The sequence below is a fragment of the Gottfriedia acidiceleris genome (assembly GCF_002128425.1).
GTDB classification, from domain to species: Bacteria; Bacillota; Bacilli; order Bacillales; family Bacillaceae_G; genus Gottfriedia; species Gottfriedia acidiceleris.
The window spans coordinates 343,013-358,513 of sequence record NZ_NESS01000004.1; the positions used below are offsets into that span (position 1 = coordinate 343,013).

The following is a 15,501-nucleotide window of genomic DNA, read 5'->3' on the forward strand; positions in this document are numbered from 1 at the left end:
GACGATTTGAATATTTTAGAAGCAAATAAAATTCATAAAAGTTACGGAAATAAATTTAATAAACAAGAAGTGTTAAGTGGTATTAATATAAACATTGAAAAAGGTGAATTTGTTAGTATTATGGGTCCATCTGGATCTGGTAAAACAACTTTACTAAACGTTCTTTCCTCGATTGATAAGATTAATAGCGGAACGATTGCAATTGAAGGTAAAGATATAACGGATATGAGAGAAAAACAATTAGCTGAATTTCGTAAGTACTATTTAGGCTTTATTTTTCAAGAGTACAACTTACTAGATACATTAACTGTAAAAGAAAATATTCTTCTACCTTTATCAATAACAAATACGTCAGCAAAAGAAGCCAATCAAAAGTTTGATGTAATTGCTAAAGAGCTTGGTATTTATGAATTAAAAGATAAGTATCCTAACGAAATCTCTGGGGGACAAAAACAACGTACTTCAGCCGCTAGAGCATTTATTCATGAACCTAGTATTATTTTCGCAGATGAACCTACAGGCGCATTAGATTCAAAATCTGCATCTGATTTATTAAATAAATTAAGTGAACTAAACGAAAAAAGAAATGCGACTATTGTAATGGTCACACATGATCCAGTGGCAGCAAGCTTTTGCAATCGAGTTGTCTTTATTAAAGATGGACAAATCTATTCACAACTACACAAAGGCGATGAAACGAGACAGAATTTCTTTAAAGATATCATGAAAACCCAAGGTGTATTAGGTGGTGTTCACCATGAGCATTAATCATTTGATATTCCGAAATTTAAAAAAGAATTTAAAAAATTATTATCTATATGTTTTTGCTTTAATATTTAGTGCTGCCTTGTACTTCTCATTCGTTACATTGCAGTATGACCCTTCAATGGAAGCAACAAAAGGTTCGATTAAAGGAGGAGCTGCAATTCGCTCAGCGTCAATTTTACTTGTTGCAATCGTTTCGATTTTCCTTTTATATGCAAATATGATTTTTATAAAAAGAAGAAGTAAAGAAATTGGTTTGTTTCAATTAATCGGAATGACTAAAAACAGGATATTTGGTATTTTAACAGTTGAAAATTGTATTCTTTATTTTAGTTCATTGATACTTGGTATCTTAGTAGGTTTTTCAATTTCAAGACTGATCATTATGATTTTATATAAAATCGTAGGAGTTAAAGCGATTGCGACTTTACATTTTTCTACACAAGCATTAGTACAAACATTAATTGTATTTGTTGTAATATACGCGTTCATTATGTTAATGAATTATAGTTTTATTAAAAGACAAACTATTTTATCTTTATTCCGAGTAGTCTCATCGACTGAAGGAAAGCTTAGAAAGATGTCTATTTTTGAGATTTCCATTGGAGTTTTAGGTATATTATTAATTATATCTGGCTACTTTTTATCATCAAAACTATTTGATGGTGATTTTACAACTATGACTGAACTGTTTACAGTAATGATCTGTATTTTAGCGTCTGTCATTATTGGAACTTATTTAGTGTATAAAAGCTCTGTTCGTTTTATTTTAAATATAGTTCGCAAAAAGAAAAATGGATATTTAAATATTAATGACGTTCTATCTTTATCATCAATTATGTTTAGAATGAAGTCTAATGCCTTATTACTAACAATTATAACAACTGTTTCAGCACTAGCGATTGGTTTATTATCTTTAAGCTATATATCTTATTATTCTGCAGAAAAGACGGCCGAGAGCCATGTCCCTGCTAATTTTTTCTTAAATAATAAGAAGGATTTACAAACTTTCACGTCTGCGCTAAATGACAATGGCATTAAATATACAGAAAAACACACTGAGGTTATTCAAGTTAATGCAAATATAAAGAATATACTCGATAATGAATTAGAAGGCATGATGAAGGATGCAGACAAGTTTCCACTTGCTGTCGTAAGTGAAAAAGCAGTTAAAGTAAACCTTTCCTCAAATGAAGCGCTATTTACTGGTTATGATGATATGCTTCAAAAATTTATGACCTTAAAGGATTCAGGGCATATTGAATTAACTAGCAGCAAGAAAACATTTAAACTAAACTATTTAGGTTTAAAAAGAGAAAAGATTATACCTTCCTATTTCACAAATGGAGGATTTCCTACTGTCATAGTAGACGATCAAGTGTATAAAACGTTAAAACAGAATCTTGATTCTTCAATTCAAAAAGATTCTACTGTCTACAATGGGATTAATATAAGTGATGAAAAATTAATAGAAAAAGCAAATAATATTTATGTGGACCATCAATTTGATAAGAATTATCCTAATGCTTCACGACTTGAAATCGTTAAAAGTCAGAAAGCAAATATGGGACTAATTATGTTCATCGTCGGGTTTTTAGGACTAACGTTCTTAATGACATCAGGATGTATTTTATACTTCAAACAAATGGATGAAAGTGTTGACGAAAAACCAAATTATACAATTTTACGTAAACTAGGTTTCTCCCGTAGAGACTTATTAAGAGGCATACGTTCTAAGCAATTGTTTAATTTCGGTATCCCATTAGTAATCGGACTGATTCATAGCTACTTTGCAGTCCAATCTGGATGGTTCTTATTTGGTACTGAAGTCTGGACACCAATGATTATCGTGATGGTTTTATATGCTGTTTTATATTCTATATTTGGTCTCCTATCCGTTCTTTATTATAAAAAAGTGATTAAAGAGGCCCTTTAAATGAAATGTATAAGTAAGGGAAGATTATTAAAATTTTTTCTCCTCCCTTCTACTCTATCGCATTAAAAATAATAGAAGCTCGAACTGAGCTTCTATTATTTTTTTACTTTTATGATTTATAATAACCTTATACGAATTTAAAGGTGGATCGGGATGACAAAAACAATTGTTGAAAAGCTAAACTTAAAAAAATATAAAAAAGCTACCGTTTTAAATCAACCAAGTGATACAAATTATTTTACAGATTTACCACATTTTGATACGGATTTACTAAACAATCCTTACGATCTTATATTTGCTTTTGTACTAGATATGGACTCGCTTAAAGAACTAGTTACAAAAATTATTAAGAATCACTATTTAGATAAAAATGGCTATATTTTTATTGCTTATCCTAAAAAAGGAAACAAAGTATATCCTACCTATATTCATCGTGATGATTTATTTGTAGGATTAGGTGCAGATGAGAGTGGCTATATTGGTTCAAGTTCAAGTACAATTAAATTTGCTCGAATGGTTGGGTTGGATGACGTCTTTACGGTTGTTGGATTAAAGGATGAATCTAAAACAAAAGCTACTAACTCATCAAAAGCAAGTCAATGTGTAGATGATTATATCGATATGATTCCAAACGTGGAAAAGGATTTAGAAGATTCTCCTGAATTACTTACGATCTATAAGTCTCTAACTCCTGGATATCGTAAAGATTGGGCTCGCCACATATATAGTGCTAAGCAAGAAGCAACGAAAGCAAAAAGACGTGACGAAATGAAAATGGCCCTTGGCGCTGGTTATAAAACGATGGATTTATATCGTAGAGATAAAAAATAAGATTGCAAAAGTCAAAAATCCACAAGGAATTCCTCGTGGATTTTCTTCACTTACTAGATCATTTTAGACGGTTTCTATTCTTTAGCAACAACGAGTAACTTTACCACCTTTAGAATTAAAACGTGATTCTTGCGCTTCGATAAAGAACTCTTTTCTAGATTGAATTTGTTGATCAGGATGGTGTGCCTTCATATGTTCAACATATTTCTCATAGCTAGGTACACCTACTAATAAACTAATAAACTGTTTATAATATTTTCTGAACTCCTTCATCTTATAATGCATAATTTTTCGATTCACTTTCTTCGCGTTTAATGTACGGAGTTTCATGTAATTTTATTGGTTTATTAGACAATATATTTATCCAATTTCGAATTGAAGCAATTAGAACTAAAAGCACAATCACCATAAACAATCCACAAATTGTGGCATCAATGTAGTCATTTAAAATAATTTGTTTCATTTGTGCTTTACTAGCTGCCGGAGCAAGGATTTTACTAGCATCTAAACCATCTTTAAAAATTTTAGCATGCGCTAAAAATCCTATTTTTGGTAATGAATGAAACAGCTTTTGCCAACCTGCAGTCATTGTGACGATTAATATCCAAATCGTTGGCACTAGTGTAATCCATGCATATGCCTTTTTCCCCATCTTCAGCAATATCGTTGTGCCTAGCAATAATGCAATCGCTGCAAGCATTTGATTTGCGATACCGAATAATGGCCATAAAGTATTAATGCCTCCAAGTGGATCAATAACTCCTTGATATAGAAAATATCCCCAGCCGAAAACGCAAATAGCTGTCGCAATTAAATTTGCAGGAAGTGAATCCGTCTTTCCAAATGGCTTGTACACATTTCCTAAAATATCCTGTGTCATATAACGCCCAATCCTAGTTCCAGCATCGATTGTTGTTAATATGAATAAAGCTTCAAATAAAATAGCAAAATGGTACCAAAAAGCCATTAATGCCTTACCACCTATTACTTTAGAAAACAGTGCTGCCATGCCGATTGCTAAAGTCGGTGCCCCACCAGTACGAGAAAGGATCGTTTGTTCACCTACATCTTTGGCAAGCGAAGTCAAATCATTTGGAGCTATTGTAAAACCCCAACTTGAAACTACTTGGGCCACTTGATTCACATCAGTTCCGATTATGGCAGGTGGACTATTTATGGCAAAATATGCTCCTGGAGTTAATAAACAAGCTGCAATCATAGCCATTACTGCTACAAAAGACTCCGTTAACATAGCACCATAACCAATAGCACGTGCATGCGTTTCACGCTCAATCATTTTAGGTGTAGTGCCAGAAGCAACTAATGCGTGGAATCCAGAAACAGATCCACAAGCAATTGTTATAAATAAAAATGGAAATAGATTTCCGGCAAATACTGGACCTGTTCCGTCAATAAATTTTGTAACGGCCGGCATTTGTAAGTCTGGTGCTACAATCATAATTCCAATTGCTAAAGCTAAAATCGTACCAACCTTTAAAAAAGTACTTAAATAATCACGTGGAGCTAATAGTAGCCAAACTGGAAGTACAGATGCTATAAATCCATAACCAATTAACATAAGAGCAATCGTTTCGCCCTTAAACGTAAACATTGCCGCTAGTGTTGGACTTTCTGCTACATATTGTCCTGCATATAATGAAAGTAGTAATAAAATCACACCAATAAAAGATCCTTCTCCTACTCGGCCAGGACGTATGTATCGCATATAAATACCCATAAAAATCGCGATTGGGATAGTTGCCGCGATCGTAAACATTCCCCACGGACTCCCTGCAAGCGCTTTGACTACAACAAGAGCTAATACAGCTAATAAAATAACCATAATTCCTAAAATACCTATTAAAGCGATGACCCCAGTTACTGGACCAATCTCTTCTTTAATCATTTCTCCAAGCGATTTACCATTTCTCCGTGTCGAAGCAGCTAATATGACAAAATCCTGTACTGCTCCAGCAAATACAACTCCTACAATAATCCAAATCGTTCCGGGTAAATAACCCATTTGCGCAGCTAAAATTGGTCCAACCAATGGTCCAGCCCCTGCTATCGCTGCAAAATGATGACCAAATAATACCCACTTATTCGTCGGTACAAAGTCTTTACCATCGTTATTAATTTCAGCAGGTGTTTTACGATCTTCATCAAGTTTAAATACTTTTTCCGCAATAAACTTACTATAAAAACGATAAGCCACTGCATATGTACAAACTGCCGCTGTGAGGAGCCAAATTGCATTAATTGTTTCCCCTCTTTTTAAAGCTAATACAGAAAAACAGAAAGCCCCAAGTACTGAAATTAATCCCCAAACTACTATTGATTTCAAAGATTTCACAAACAAGCAACCTCCTTTTTCATTTATAAAAGAAAGTATATCATCAATTCAGAATTTTTTGTCAATTAATGGTAAAAAAAGTATAATAACGACATTTATACTGATTTTAAAGTGGGATTTCTTCATAAAAGTAGACAAAAGTTGTATTGAAGTTTTCTAACAGAAGAATTTCAAGGGAAAATACAACTTTAGCTATAATAATATTTAAGATCATTTAATACTTTTTTTAAGCAAAAAGAAAACCATCCTTAACATTAAAAGTTAAAGGATGATTTTCAGGTTATTTAACGTGTTGAATGAAATTAATGTCGATTAGTTCATTCAGTCTTTGTAGTTCTTTTTCTCCTAGTAAGGTTTTCCCTTCGTTTAAGGATCCTAAAGCACTCTCAATTAAGTACTTTCGTGGTGTTTTTGACTGTAACAATTCGTTTTGTAAAAAGTCTAGTAACTCATTGTATTTTTGTTGTTCATCACTATTTAACACAGATTTTTTCATTATACAAATAATACTACAAAGCTTTTGTTGAAGATTTTCTTCGGTCTTTCTTACTGGTAACCATCTATCTAATAATTCCAAATTGAATAATTGCTCACCAGATTCCTCAACATCCTCAACGATTTTTATCATTCGTTTAACACTATAGCGGACAACTTGATCCATACTAATGCTGATATCTTTAGCAAGGTCATAATATCTCACATTATGGTGTATAATCCCTAAAAACATAATGGCACTATCTAATAAAAAATCTTTCTTTTCACTACCAAAAATGTCTAAAAAACGTGTATACACCCAATTTAATGTCTTAAAATTACCTTCTCTTATGAACTGCTTTATATCTAAGTCATTTATATAAATTACTTCTTCAAATAGAGAAATCAATTTATTATCCCTATTTGCCTCCATTAATAAGGTAATTTGTTTAATAAAAATTTCAATATTTGAAGGGCTCTGTCCGATTAACAACTCATTTCTTTCATGTTCAAGTTTTTTATAAATCATATTAAATAATGCGACTACTAAATCACTTTTAGACGAAAAATAATTATAAAATGTACCTTTAGAAATACCGCTATAGTCTAATATGTCTTGAATTGACGTTGCTTGAAATCCCTTTTCAATAAACAATTCATGAGCTATTTTTACAACATGTTGTTTACGATCATTCATATAATCACCTTGGTTCTAGTTAATAACTGTTTAAAAAACATAGTACATTATTTTAACATTTTTAACTAGTAAATATCTGATTAGTTTATTAAAGATTTCTAATGGTTATTATAATTGCATCTAATGAATGAATGGTATATCATATTGTGTTATATAGAAGATGGAAACATAGTTCAAAAATTTGAACTAGATGTACAAAGGAGGGGAAATCATGGATCATTCCATGAATAAATCGGTTCGTCCACCGTATGGGATTATTACAATCCTAATGATTGGGGCGTTTATTGCTTTCTTAAACAATACATTACTTAATATTGCTTTACCTTCTATTATGAAGGATTTGGACGTTGAGCCTTCGACTGTTCAATGGCTTTCTACTGGATATATGCTAGTTAATGGAATTTTAATTCCGACTACTGCTTTTTTAATCCAAAAATATTCTGTTAGACATTTATTTATAACTGCACTACTTTTATTTAATATCGGTACTTTAACTGCAGGATTTGCACATGTATTTCCTTTTTTATTAGCGGGCCGTATGATTCAAGCTTCCGGTTCGGCTATTTTAATGCCATTATTAATGAATGTTATGCTAACAAGTTTCCCTGTTGAAAAACGAGGAACTGCGATGGGCTTCTTTGGCTTAGTAATGATGGGTGCACCAGCAATCGGACCAACATTATCTGGTTGGATCATTGAACATTATGACTGGAGAATGCTTTTCCATGTTGTTTCACCGATTGCATTGACGATTTTAATTATTGGCTTTTTCTTGCTTAAAGATAAAAAAGAAAAATCAAATAGTACCATTGACCTTTTCTCTGTTCTTTTATCTAGTATAGGTTTTGGTGGATTATTGTACGGTTTTAGTACTGCAGGAACAAAAGGATGGGATAGTCCAGAAGCTTACGTTACTCTAATTGTAGGGGTTATTTCATTAGTACTATTTATCTTACGTCAATTAAAACTTGATACACCAATGCTAAACTTTAGAATTTATCGCTACCCTATGTTTGCTTTATCATCAGCGATTTCAATTGTTGTTACAATGGCTATGTTCTCAGCAATGATGCTTTTACCGATTTATACTCAAACGCTTCGAGGCATTAAACCTTTTGATGCAGGCTTAATGCTGTTACCAGGTGCCTTATTAATGGCAATTATGTCGCCAATTAATGGTAAATTATTTGATAAAATTGGCGGAAGAATACTTGCAGTAACTGGTTTAACAATTATGACGGTAACAACTTATTTTCTAAGTAAGTTAACAATGGATACAACTTATACTCATATTATTATTTTATACTCATTACGTATGTTAGGTATGTCGATGGTAATGATGCCAGTATCAACAAATGGTTTAAATCAATTACCTAAGCGATTTTATCCACATGGTACTGCGATGAATAATACTTTACAACAAGTATCTGGTGCGATTGGTACTGCTTTACTTGTAACAGTAATGTCAAATCGTACAGATTCAAAAGCTAAAGAACTTGCTGCTGAAGCGATGAAGCATGTGACTAGTAAACCTACACCTGAAATGCTTGCTCAAATTAAACAAGAGATAACAATGAAAGCAATGTTAGATGGAATTAACTTCTCATTTTATGTGACTGTTTTCGTTGCGGCTGTTGCATTGGTTCTTGCATTCTTTATCAAGCGTTCAACACCAGCCGAAGACGCTGTAGTGAAGGAAAACACTAGTACTAACACAAGTACAAATTTTAAGAAAAAGTTAGCAGAGAATTAATAGTTTTAATCTCAAGTAAAAATAAAAGTTCAACCAGTAAATGGTTGAACTTTTTTATTAGCTCTTATAAATAAAATAATCAAAATCAGCGTGAAGACCTTGTCCAGTTGTATCCTGACATTGCATTCCAACGAATGCACCTGTAAAGAATCCTCCGCCTTGAATATAGTCATCAGACAGTTTATATGAGTATAGAGATATAGGGATAGTTGTCCACTCTTCCCCATCAAATGAATAAGAGTACTTGTAAACATTCGTTTTCACATCTACTCGAAGATACACATATTCAATATGTTCTGGAATGATAACCTCGTTGCCTTGAAGAGGTTGATCGAACGTAAAATTATCACATGTTACTAATTCAAGAATTCTACCCTTTTCTTCATTCCAAGTAATTTGACATGAAGTCCAATTTTGAGTGTTATAATAATTGACTAAACCGGCTGATTGATGAAATGTATTTGGATTAAATGCTACTTTTGTTTCTGCAATAAAGTTAAAGTGTTGCCAACGTCTAGCTATAAATGACTGAGTAAACTTAGATGTTAATGACTCTCTTCCATAAAGACGTAGATTTCCTGGATTATCTTTTAGTGAAACGATGTTTTCACCTAATGGAATTCTCAAATTTTGAAAGTGAGGGTTTAATAATTCTGAGTTAAAGTCATCCTTCATGGGGTATTCACTTTCCCATTTTACTTCTTCTATTTTTGGACCCTCTATTTCAAGTGATGGACTATTCCCTCCTACGACATACGGCCAATCATTTTTCCACTCAAGCCTTTGAATAGCAGTTTCTCTTCCTAATGGGCAGAAACCTCTTGGGTCTAACAACGGTTGCCCTTCTCTTGGTAATGGTCTTCCTGTTAAATGCACAAGGAACCATTCATCAGTATGCGTTTGAACAATTGATGCATGTCCTGCTTTTTGAAGAGGAATTCTTGGCGCATGGAATGACGAAATTAACGGATTTTCTGGGTGTACTTCATATGGACCTTTTAACTGTTTTGATCTAGCAATTGTAGCTTGGTGATCATATTTCGTACCACCTTCTGCCGTAAGTAAGTAATAGTAATCATTGATTTTATATAAATGCGGTGCTTCCGTCAGTTTAATATCAGTTCCTTTGAAGATAACCTCTGCTTTTCCAATAAGTTTCTGTTCTTCAACACTGTATTCTTGACATGAAATACCATAAAAATGATGATTTCCTACGCGATGATCCCAAACCATATTAACTAAATATTTTTTACCATCCTCATCGTGGAATAGCGATGGATCAAATCCAGTGCTATTTAAGTAAATTGGATCTGACCATTCTCCATCAATCGTTTCACATGTTGCGAGGTAGTTGTGACAATCTTTCCATTGACCTTCAACTACTTTTACATCAGTGTAAATTAACCAAAATTGTCCGTCTCGATATGATAATGCAGGAGCCCAAATTCCACCCGAATCTGGATTACCTGTCATGTTTAATTGGCTTAAACGATTCAAAGGTCTTGATACTAAGCGCCAATTCTTTAAATCCTTTGAGTGATAGATTCCAACTCCTGGAAACCATTCGAATGTTGAAACTGCAATGTAATAATCTTCCCCAACTCGGCAAATACTTGGATCCGGATTAAATCCCGGTAAAATTGGATTACTAATTTTAGCCATTTTAAACTCCTCCATATGCATCTATATAATTTATTACATTACTTTTTTAGTAAGCACCTTTGATAAATTCAGAAACATTCTTTTCATAGAAAAGCTCTAATTGATCCAATTCAGCTTTCGAAAAGGATTGTATACTCATTGCTTCTAAGTTTGCATTCACTTGGCTTTCGTTTCTAAATCCAGGTATTACGCATGTAATTTCCTTTTGATCTAAAATCCATCTAAGTGCCGCACTTGCCATTGATGACCTTCCTTCAGCAATCCAGTTAATTCGATTTGCCAATTCTACTCCTTTTTTAAAGCCTAATCCTGCAAATGTTTCTCCGATATTAAAAGCCGCTCCATTTTCATTAAAATTTCGGTGGTCATCTTCTTCAAAAACATGATCAGCCTTATACTTTCCAGACAAAAGTCCACTAGCTAGTGGTAATCTTACAAGAACTCCAACCCCACGCTTATAAGCCTCTGGAAGTAATACTTCTAATGGCTTTTGTCTAAAAATATTAAAGATAACCTGTAAACTTTTCACATTTTGGTTTTCTAAACAAATCATTCCTTCTTCAACCGTTTCTACACTTACCCCGTAATGGCGGATTTTTCCTTCACTTTTTAAACGGTCAAGTACATCAAATACTTGTCCATCTTTTAAAATTTCAGTTGCTGGGCAATGTACTTGATATAAATCAATCACTTCACGATTTAAGCGTTTTAGACTATCCTCACAATACGATTTAACCGCATCATATGAGTAATTTTCCGGAGAAAATATATCACCTTTTCGACAAAACTTTGTTCCGATATAAATTTTGTCCTCAAGCCCTTTTGTAGCTTTAGCCAATAGTTCTTCGCTATGACCATCACCATAAACATCTGCAGTATCAAAAAAATTCACGCCTTGATCGATTGCATATTGTAAAGATTTTAAAGCTTCAGTATCATCTGTTTTTCCCCACGCACCACCTATTGCCCAAGTGCCAAAACTAACTTCACTAATCATTAAACCTGTATTACCAAGTTCTCGATAATTCAAGTAAAACTCCCCCTTTAGTGCTATTTTTAGCGTCTCATACTACTTTCTAAATTCAGATAACATTGTATTTAGTTCCTTCGTTTTGGAATAAACTTGCTTATAAATAGAATAAAGCTTCTCATATTGTTTAACGTTTTCACTAACTGGTTTATATGAAGTGATTGGCTTTATGAACTCTTCTGCACAAGCCTCTAATGATTCAAACCAATTACATCCATAAGCAGCAAGCATCGCCGCACCCATCCCAGGACCTTGCTCGCTTGAAAGCTTAATAATCGTCGCATTAAAAATATCTGCTTGCATTTGAAGCCATACAGAATTTTTTGCACCGCCTCCAATTGAAATAACCGAATCAATCTTTTTACCGTTATTTCGGAAAATTTCAATTGACTCGTTCAATGAAAAAGTAATACCTTCCATGACAGCCCTCGTAAAATCTCTTCTCTTATGTGCCGCATCCATACCGATAAAACTACCTCTAATAGTTGAATCAGCATGAGGCGTTCTTTCACCAACCAAATACGGAGTAAACATTAAACCATTTGAACCAATTGAAACGCTATCGACATCCTCTAATAACTGTTCGAAATGCTCATTCTCAGCAAAAGTATCTTTAAACCAGCTTAACGAAAACCCTGCGGCTAGCGTTACACCCATTGAATAGAAAGCATCTTCTTTCCCGTGGTTAAAATAATGAACTTTCCCTTTGAAATTGTGTTCTCCATGCTCTTCATAAGAAAGGACAACTCCTGAGGTACCAATACTACATAGCGTACTGCCTTCTTTTAAAATACCTGAGCCAATTGCGCCACATGCATTATCCGCCCCGCCCGCAAATACTTTCACTTCACGATTAAGTCCTGTCAAATTAGAAACCTCTTTTGTAATTGTTCCAACACAATCATGAGACTCGACAATTGGTGGGAAAAGGTGTAATGGTATATCAAATTTATTACATAACTCTTCACTCCACTGCTTTTCTTTTACGTTTAAAAGTAATGTTCCAGCAGCATCCGAGTATTCAGTATAAATTTTTCCAGTTAGACGATAACGAAGATAGTCTTTAGGTAACAAAAATACTGCTGCCTGGTGATAAATCTCCGGTTCAAATTCCTTTACCCATAAAAGTTTTGGTAAAGTAAATCCTTCAAGCGCTGGATTTTTCGTTATCTCAAGTAGTCGTTCTTTTCCTACTATTTCATTGATATAGTCACATTGCTTAGTCGTTCTTGTGTCATTCCATAAAATTGCATTGCGAAGGCTTTCATTTTCTTTATTCAATAACACTAGACCATGCATTTGACCTGAAAAACTAATCCCTTGTATATCATTCGGATTACCATTAAAATCTCTAACTAGTTCGGCAAGTCCATCGATTGTTTTTTCAACCCATTCTTCTGGATTTTGTTCACTATACCCGGATCTCTCTTGTATTAATGGATAGGCACGAGATACTTCTTGGCATACCTCTCCAGATTGATTAACTAACAAAATTTTTACGGCACTTGTACCTAAATCAATACCTACTACATATTTCATAAAAATCATCCCTTTTTTGTTTTTGATCGTATCGTATGAGAAAAATGTGCTGGAAATAGTGAATTTCCCAGCACATTTTATGGTCAAGAGATTTTTAAACTGTTGCGAATTCAGAAATCGCTTCTAATAAATATTGGTTTAATACTGATTTAAGACGCTCTTCACGACCAGATTTATTTTGGATATCACCTAAATTTAATGCATATGCTTCAAGTGTATGGAAATTTGCTTTATTCTCTACGATTTCTTTACCAATACCATAAGTAAAGCTGCTATAACGATCTTCAATAAAGCTTTCAAATACTTTATCTTCAATTAGTTTATTTGCTACTAATGTGCCAATTGCAAAGCTATCCATTCCAGCAATATGTGCATGGAATAAATCTTCTACATCAAATGATCCTCTTCTTACTTTTGCATCAAAGTTCAGGCCGCCTTTTCCTAAGCCACCATTTTTTAAGATTTCATACATTGCTAATGTAGTAGAGTAAAGATCTGTAGGGAACTCATCTGTATCCCAACCAATTAACTTATCACCTTGGTTTGCATCGACTGAACCAAGCATTCCATTCATTCGAGCAACGCGTAATTCATGCTCAAATGTATGACCAGCAAGCGTTGCATGATTTGCTTCAATATTGAATTTAAACTGTTTCTCTAATCCATTAGCTTGTAAGAAAGCTAGTCCAGTTGCCACATCAAAGTCATATTGATGTTTCGTTGGTTCTTTTGGTTTTGGTTCAATTAAGAACTGACCATCGAATCCGATTTCTTTTGCATAATCCACAGCCATATGGAAGAAACGTGCTAAGTTATCTTGCTCAAGCTTCATATCTGTATTCATAAGCGTGTCATACCCTTCACGTCCACCCCAGAATACATAGTTAATTGCACCAAGTTCTTTCGCAATTTCTAAACCTTTTTTCACTTTTGCTGCCGAATATGCAAATACGTCCGCGTTGTTAGAAGTTGCAGCTCCATTTACATAGCGAGGATGAGTAAACATATTTGCCGTGTTCCAAAGTAATTTTGTTTTACTTGTTTTCATGTATTCTTTTATCATTTCTACAATTACATCTAAGTTTTTATAAGTTTCACCTAGTGTATTTCCTTCAGGAGCAACATCTGAATCATGGAAACAGAAGAAAGGAACATCTAGCTTTTCATAAAACTCAAACGATGCTTCTACACGCGCTTTAGCAAGATCCATTCCCGTTAAATGGTTCCAAGGACGTTGCATTGTTCCTGCTCCAAACGGATCTGAACCATCTGCAGTAAATGTATGCCAGTAAGCAACTGAAAAACGAAGTAAATCTTCCATTTTTTGGCCATTAATTATTCTTTGAGGATCATAATACTTAAATGAAAATGGATTTTTTGATTTAGGACCTTCGAATTTAATTTTGTTAATATTAGTAAAGTAACTCATGTTTAATTCCTCCTAAAATAGTAGTTTAAAATTCTATGACTTATTTGAAATAACAATCCATGTGCGCAATACCTTCATATCATCTGGCTCAATTCCTTGTAAGCCAGTCAATTCTTCATTTACTTCAAGATTAGGAGCGTTAGTTACCCATGTGTAAGGCTCTGGGCATAAAAAACCGCTTCTCCCATCCTTGTTATAAACGACCCAATGCTTAAAACTTTGGTCAACGGTATAATTAATCTCAACTCCGGTTGAATTGTTCGTTATTTGTGCCGTGTGAAGGCCACTGTTATTGGGATTAGATAGAAATACATCATCTAACTCTAGCCCGGACAAGCTCATTCCCTCACCCAACTCATACTTGTACTCAATATCTTCTAATTCCCCCGTTGGTAAAAATCGATCATTTAGTTTCCAACGTTTATCAACTGGCAGCTTGAAGATTGAAGTTTCTTCTGGGAATAAAAAACTAGTATGATATCCAAAGCCAAACGGTAAAACTTCTTTACTTTTATTAATAATTTCTGCTTTTTTAGCAAATAAATTATCATTCAGAATAAAGCTCATCCTTATAATAAAATGATGTGGGAATTGAACCATTACATCTTCGTGCTTACTTGAATCAAACTCAGTTATAATTTTCACTGTTTGCTCATTAACTTCTACACTCGAAATATTCCACTTCCTTGTGTGAACAAAACCATGAATGTGATTCTGCTTGTCTATTTCATTAATTTCAAACTGATACGTTCTTTTGCCAAATCTAAACTTACCTTGGTCAATTCGATTTGGTGGGAACAAGATTGGTGTACCGAACAGAACCGGATTATTCAAATATTCCTCGGTTGAGTTAGGGACTCTCAAAAGCTCAGTATTTGATTTTTTATGAACCATGGAAATCAAGTTTGATCCCCATCCAGGAATAATGATAATCTCCAATTCACTATTACCTGCTTTAATCGCCGGTTCTTCTAAAAAAGAGATTTCCTTTGCATAAGTATTCATCTATATTCCCCGTTCTGTTATAATTTC

12 protein-coding genes are annotated in these 15,501 nt (G+C 33.8%); 4 read left to right on the forward strand and 8 right to left on the reverse strand.

What is annotated here, in order from left to right; genetic code table 11:
- The first annotated feature begins 6 nt into the window (after positions 1-6).
- The 3 genes from B6K90_RS10195 (at position 7) to B6K90_RS10205 (ending at position 3,532) form a co-directional block, all read left to right on the forward strand.
- Complete coding sequence (locus B6K90_RS10195; RefSeq protein WP_088012615.1) at positions 7-768, forward strand: ABC transporter ATP-binding protein; 762 nt, start codon at positions 7-9, stop codon at positions 766-768.
- A complete protein-coding gene (locus B6K90_RS10200; RefSeq protein ID WP_088012616.1) occupies positions 758-2,701 on the forward strand; it encodes an FtsX-like permease family protein in 1,944 nt (647 codons plus the stop codon). Before B6K90_RS10195 ends, B6K90_RS10200 begins: the two co-directional genes overlap by 11 nt.
- Before the next feature lie 153 nt (positions 2,702-2,854).
- Entirely contained in the window at positions 2,855-3,532 is a 678-nt protein-coding gene (locus B6K90_RS10205; protein ID WP_088012617.1) for a YdeI/OmpD-associated family protein, read from the forward strand.
- Positions 3,533-3,613: 81 nt separating this feature from the next.
- Here the strand turns inward: B6K90_RS10205 and B6K90_RS10210 are convergent, their stop codons facing one another.
- The 3 genes from B6K90_RS10210 to B6K90_RS10220 form a co-directional block, all read right to left on the reverse strand.
- Positions 3,614-3,817: a YbdD/YjiX family protein gene (locus B6K90_RS10210; protein WP_088012618.1), complete on the reverse strand. Its 204-nt coding sequence runs from the start codon at positions 3,815-3,817 to the stop codon at positions 3,614-3,616.
- The gene (locus B6K90_RS10215; protein ID WP_088012619.1) at positions 3,807-5,885 is read right to left on the reverse strand and encodes a carbon starvation CstA family protein; all 2,079 of its coding nucleotides are present in this window, start codon (positions 5,883-5,885) and stop codon (positions 3,807-3,809) included. Before B6K90_RS10215 ends, B6K90_RS10210 begins: the two co-directional genes overlap by 11 nt.
- A 280-nt stretch (positions 5,886-6,165) precedes the next feature.
- On the reverse strand, positions 6,166-7,056 hold the full coding sequence (locus B6K90_RS10220) for a TetR/AcrR family transcriptional regulator (protein ID WP_088012620.1): 891 nt from the start codon (positions 7,054-7,056) through the stop codon (positions 6,166-6,168).
- Between the two features lie 211 nt (positions 7,057-7,267).
- Here B6K90_RS10220 and B6K90_RS10225 point away from each other — a divergent pair, with 211 nt between their 5' ends.
- On the forward strand, positions 7,268-8,809 hold the full coding sequence (locus tag B6K90_RS10225) for a DHA2 family efflux MFS transporter permease subunit (protein WP_088012621.1): 1,542 nt from the start codon (positions 7,268-7,270) through the stop codon (positions 8,807-8,809).
- A gap of 57 nt (positions 8,810-8,866) precedes the next feature.
- Here B6K90_RS10225 and B6K90_RS10230 read toward each other — a convergent pair whose 3' ends face one another.
- The 5 genes from B6K90_RS10230 to B6K90_RS10250 form a co-directional block, all read right to left on the reverse strand.
- The gene (locus B6K90_RS10230) at positions 8,867-10,471 is read right to left on the reverse strand and encodes a glycoside hydrolase family 43 protein (RefSeq protein WP_088012622.1); all 1,605 of its coding nucleotides are present in this window, start codon (positions 10,469-10,471) and stop codon (positions 8,867-8,869) included.
- 46 nt (positions 10,472-10,517) lie between these two features.
- Entirely contained in the window at positions 10,518-11,501 is a 984-nt protein-coding gene (locus tag B6K90_RS10235) for an aldo/keto reductase (protein ID WP_088012623.1), read from the reverse strand.
- A 39-nt stretch (positions 11,502-11,540) separates the two neighbouring features.
- Positions 11,541-13,040 carry a xylulokinase gene (gene xylB, locus B6K90_RS10240; protein WP_088012624.1) on the reverse strand — a complete coding sequence of 500 codons (1,500 nt, stop codon included), beginning with the start codon at positions 13,038-13,040 and terminating at the stop codon, positions 11,541-11,543.
- Between the two features lie 94 nt (positions 13,041-13,134).
- Positions 13,135-14,469 (reverse strand): xylose isomerase, encoded by a 1,335-nt coding sequence (xylA, locus tag B6K90_RS10245; protein ID WP_088012625.1) that lies wholly within the window; start codon positions 14,467-14,469, stop codon positions 13,135-13,137.
- A 33-nt stretch (positions 14,470-14,502) separates the two neighbouring features.
- Positions 14,503-15,474 (reverse strand): aldose 1-epimerase, encoded by a 972-nt coding sequence (locus tag B6K90_RS10250; RefSeq protein ID WP_088012626.1) that lies wholly within the window; start codon positions 15,472-15,474, stop codon positions 14,503-14,505.
- Positions 15,475-15,501: the final 27 nt, after the last annotated feature.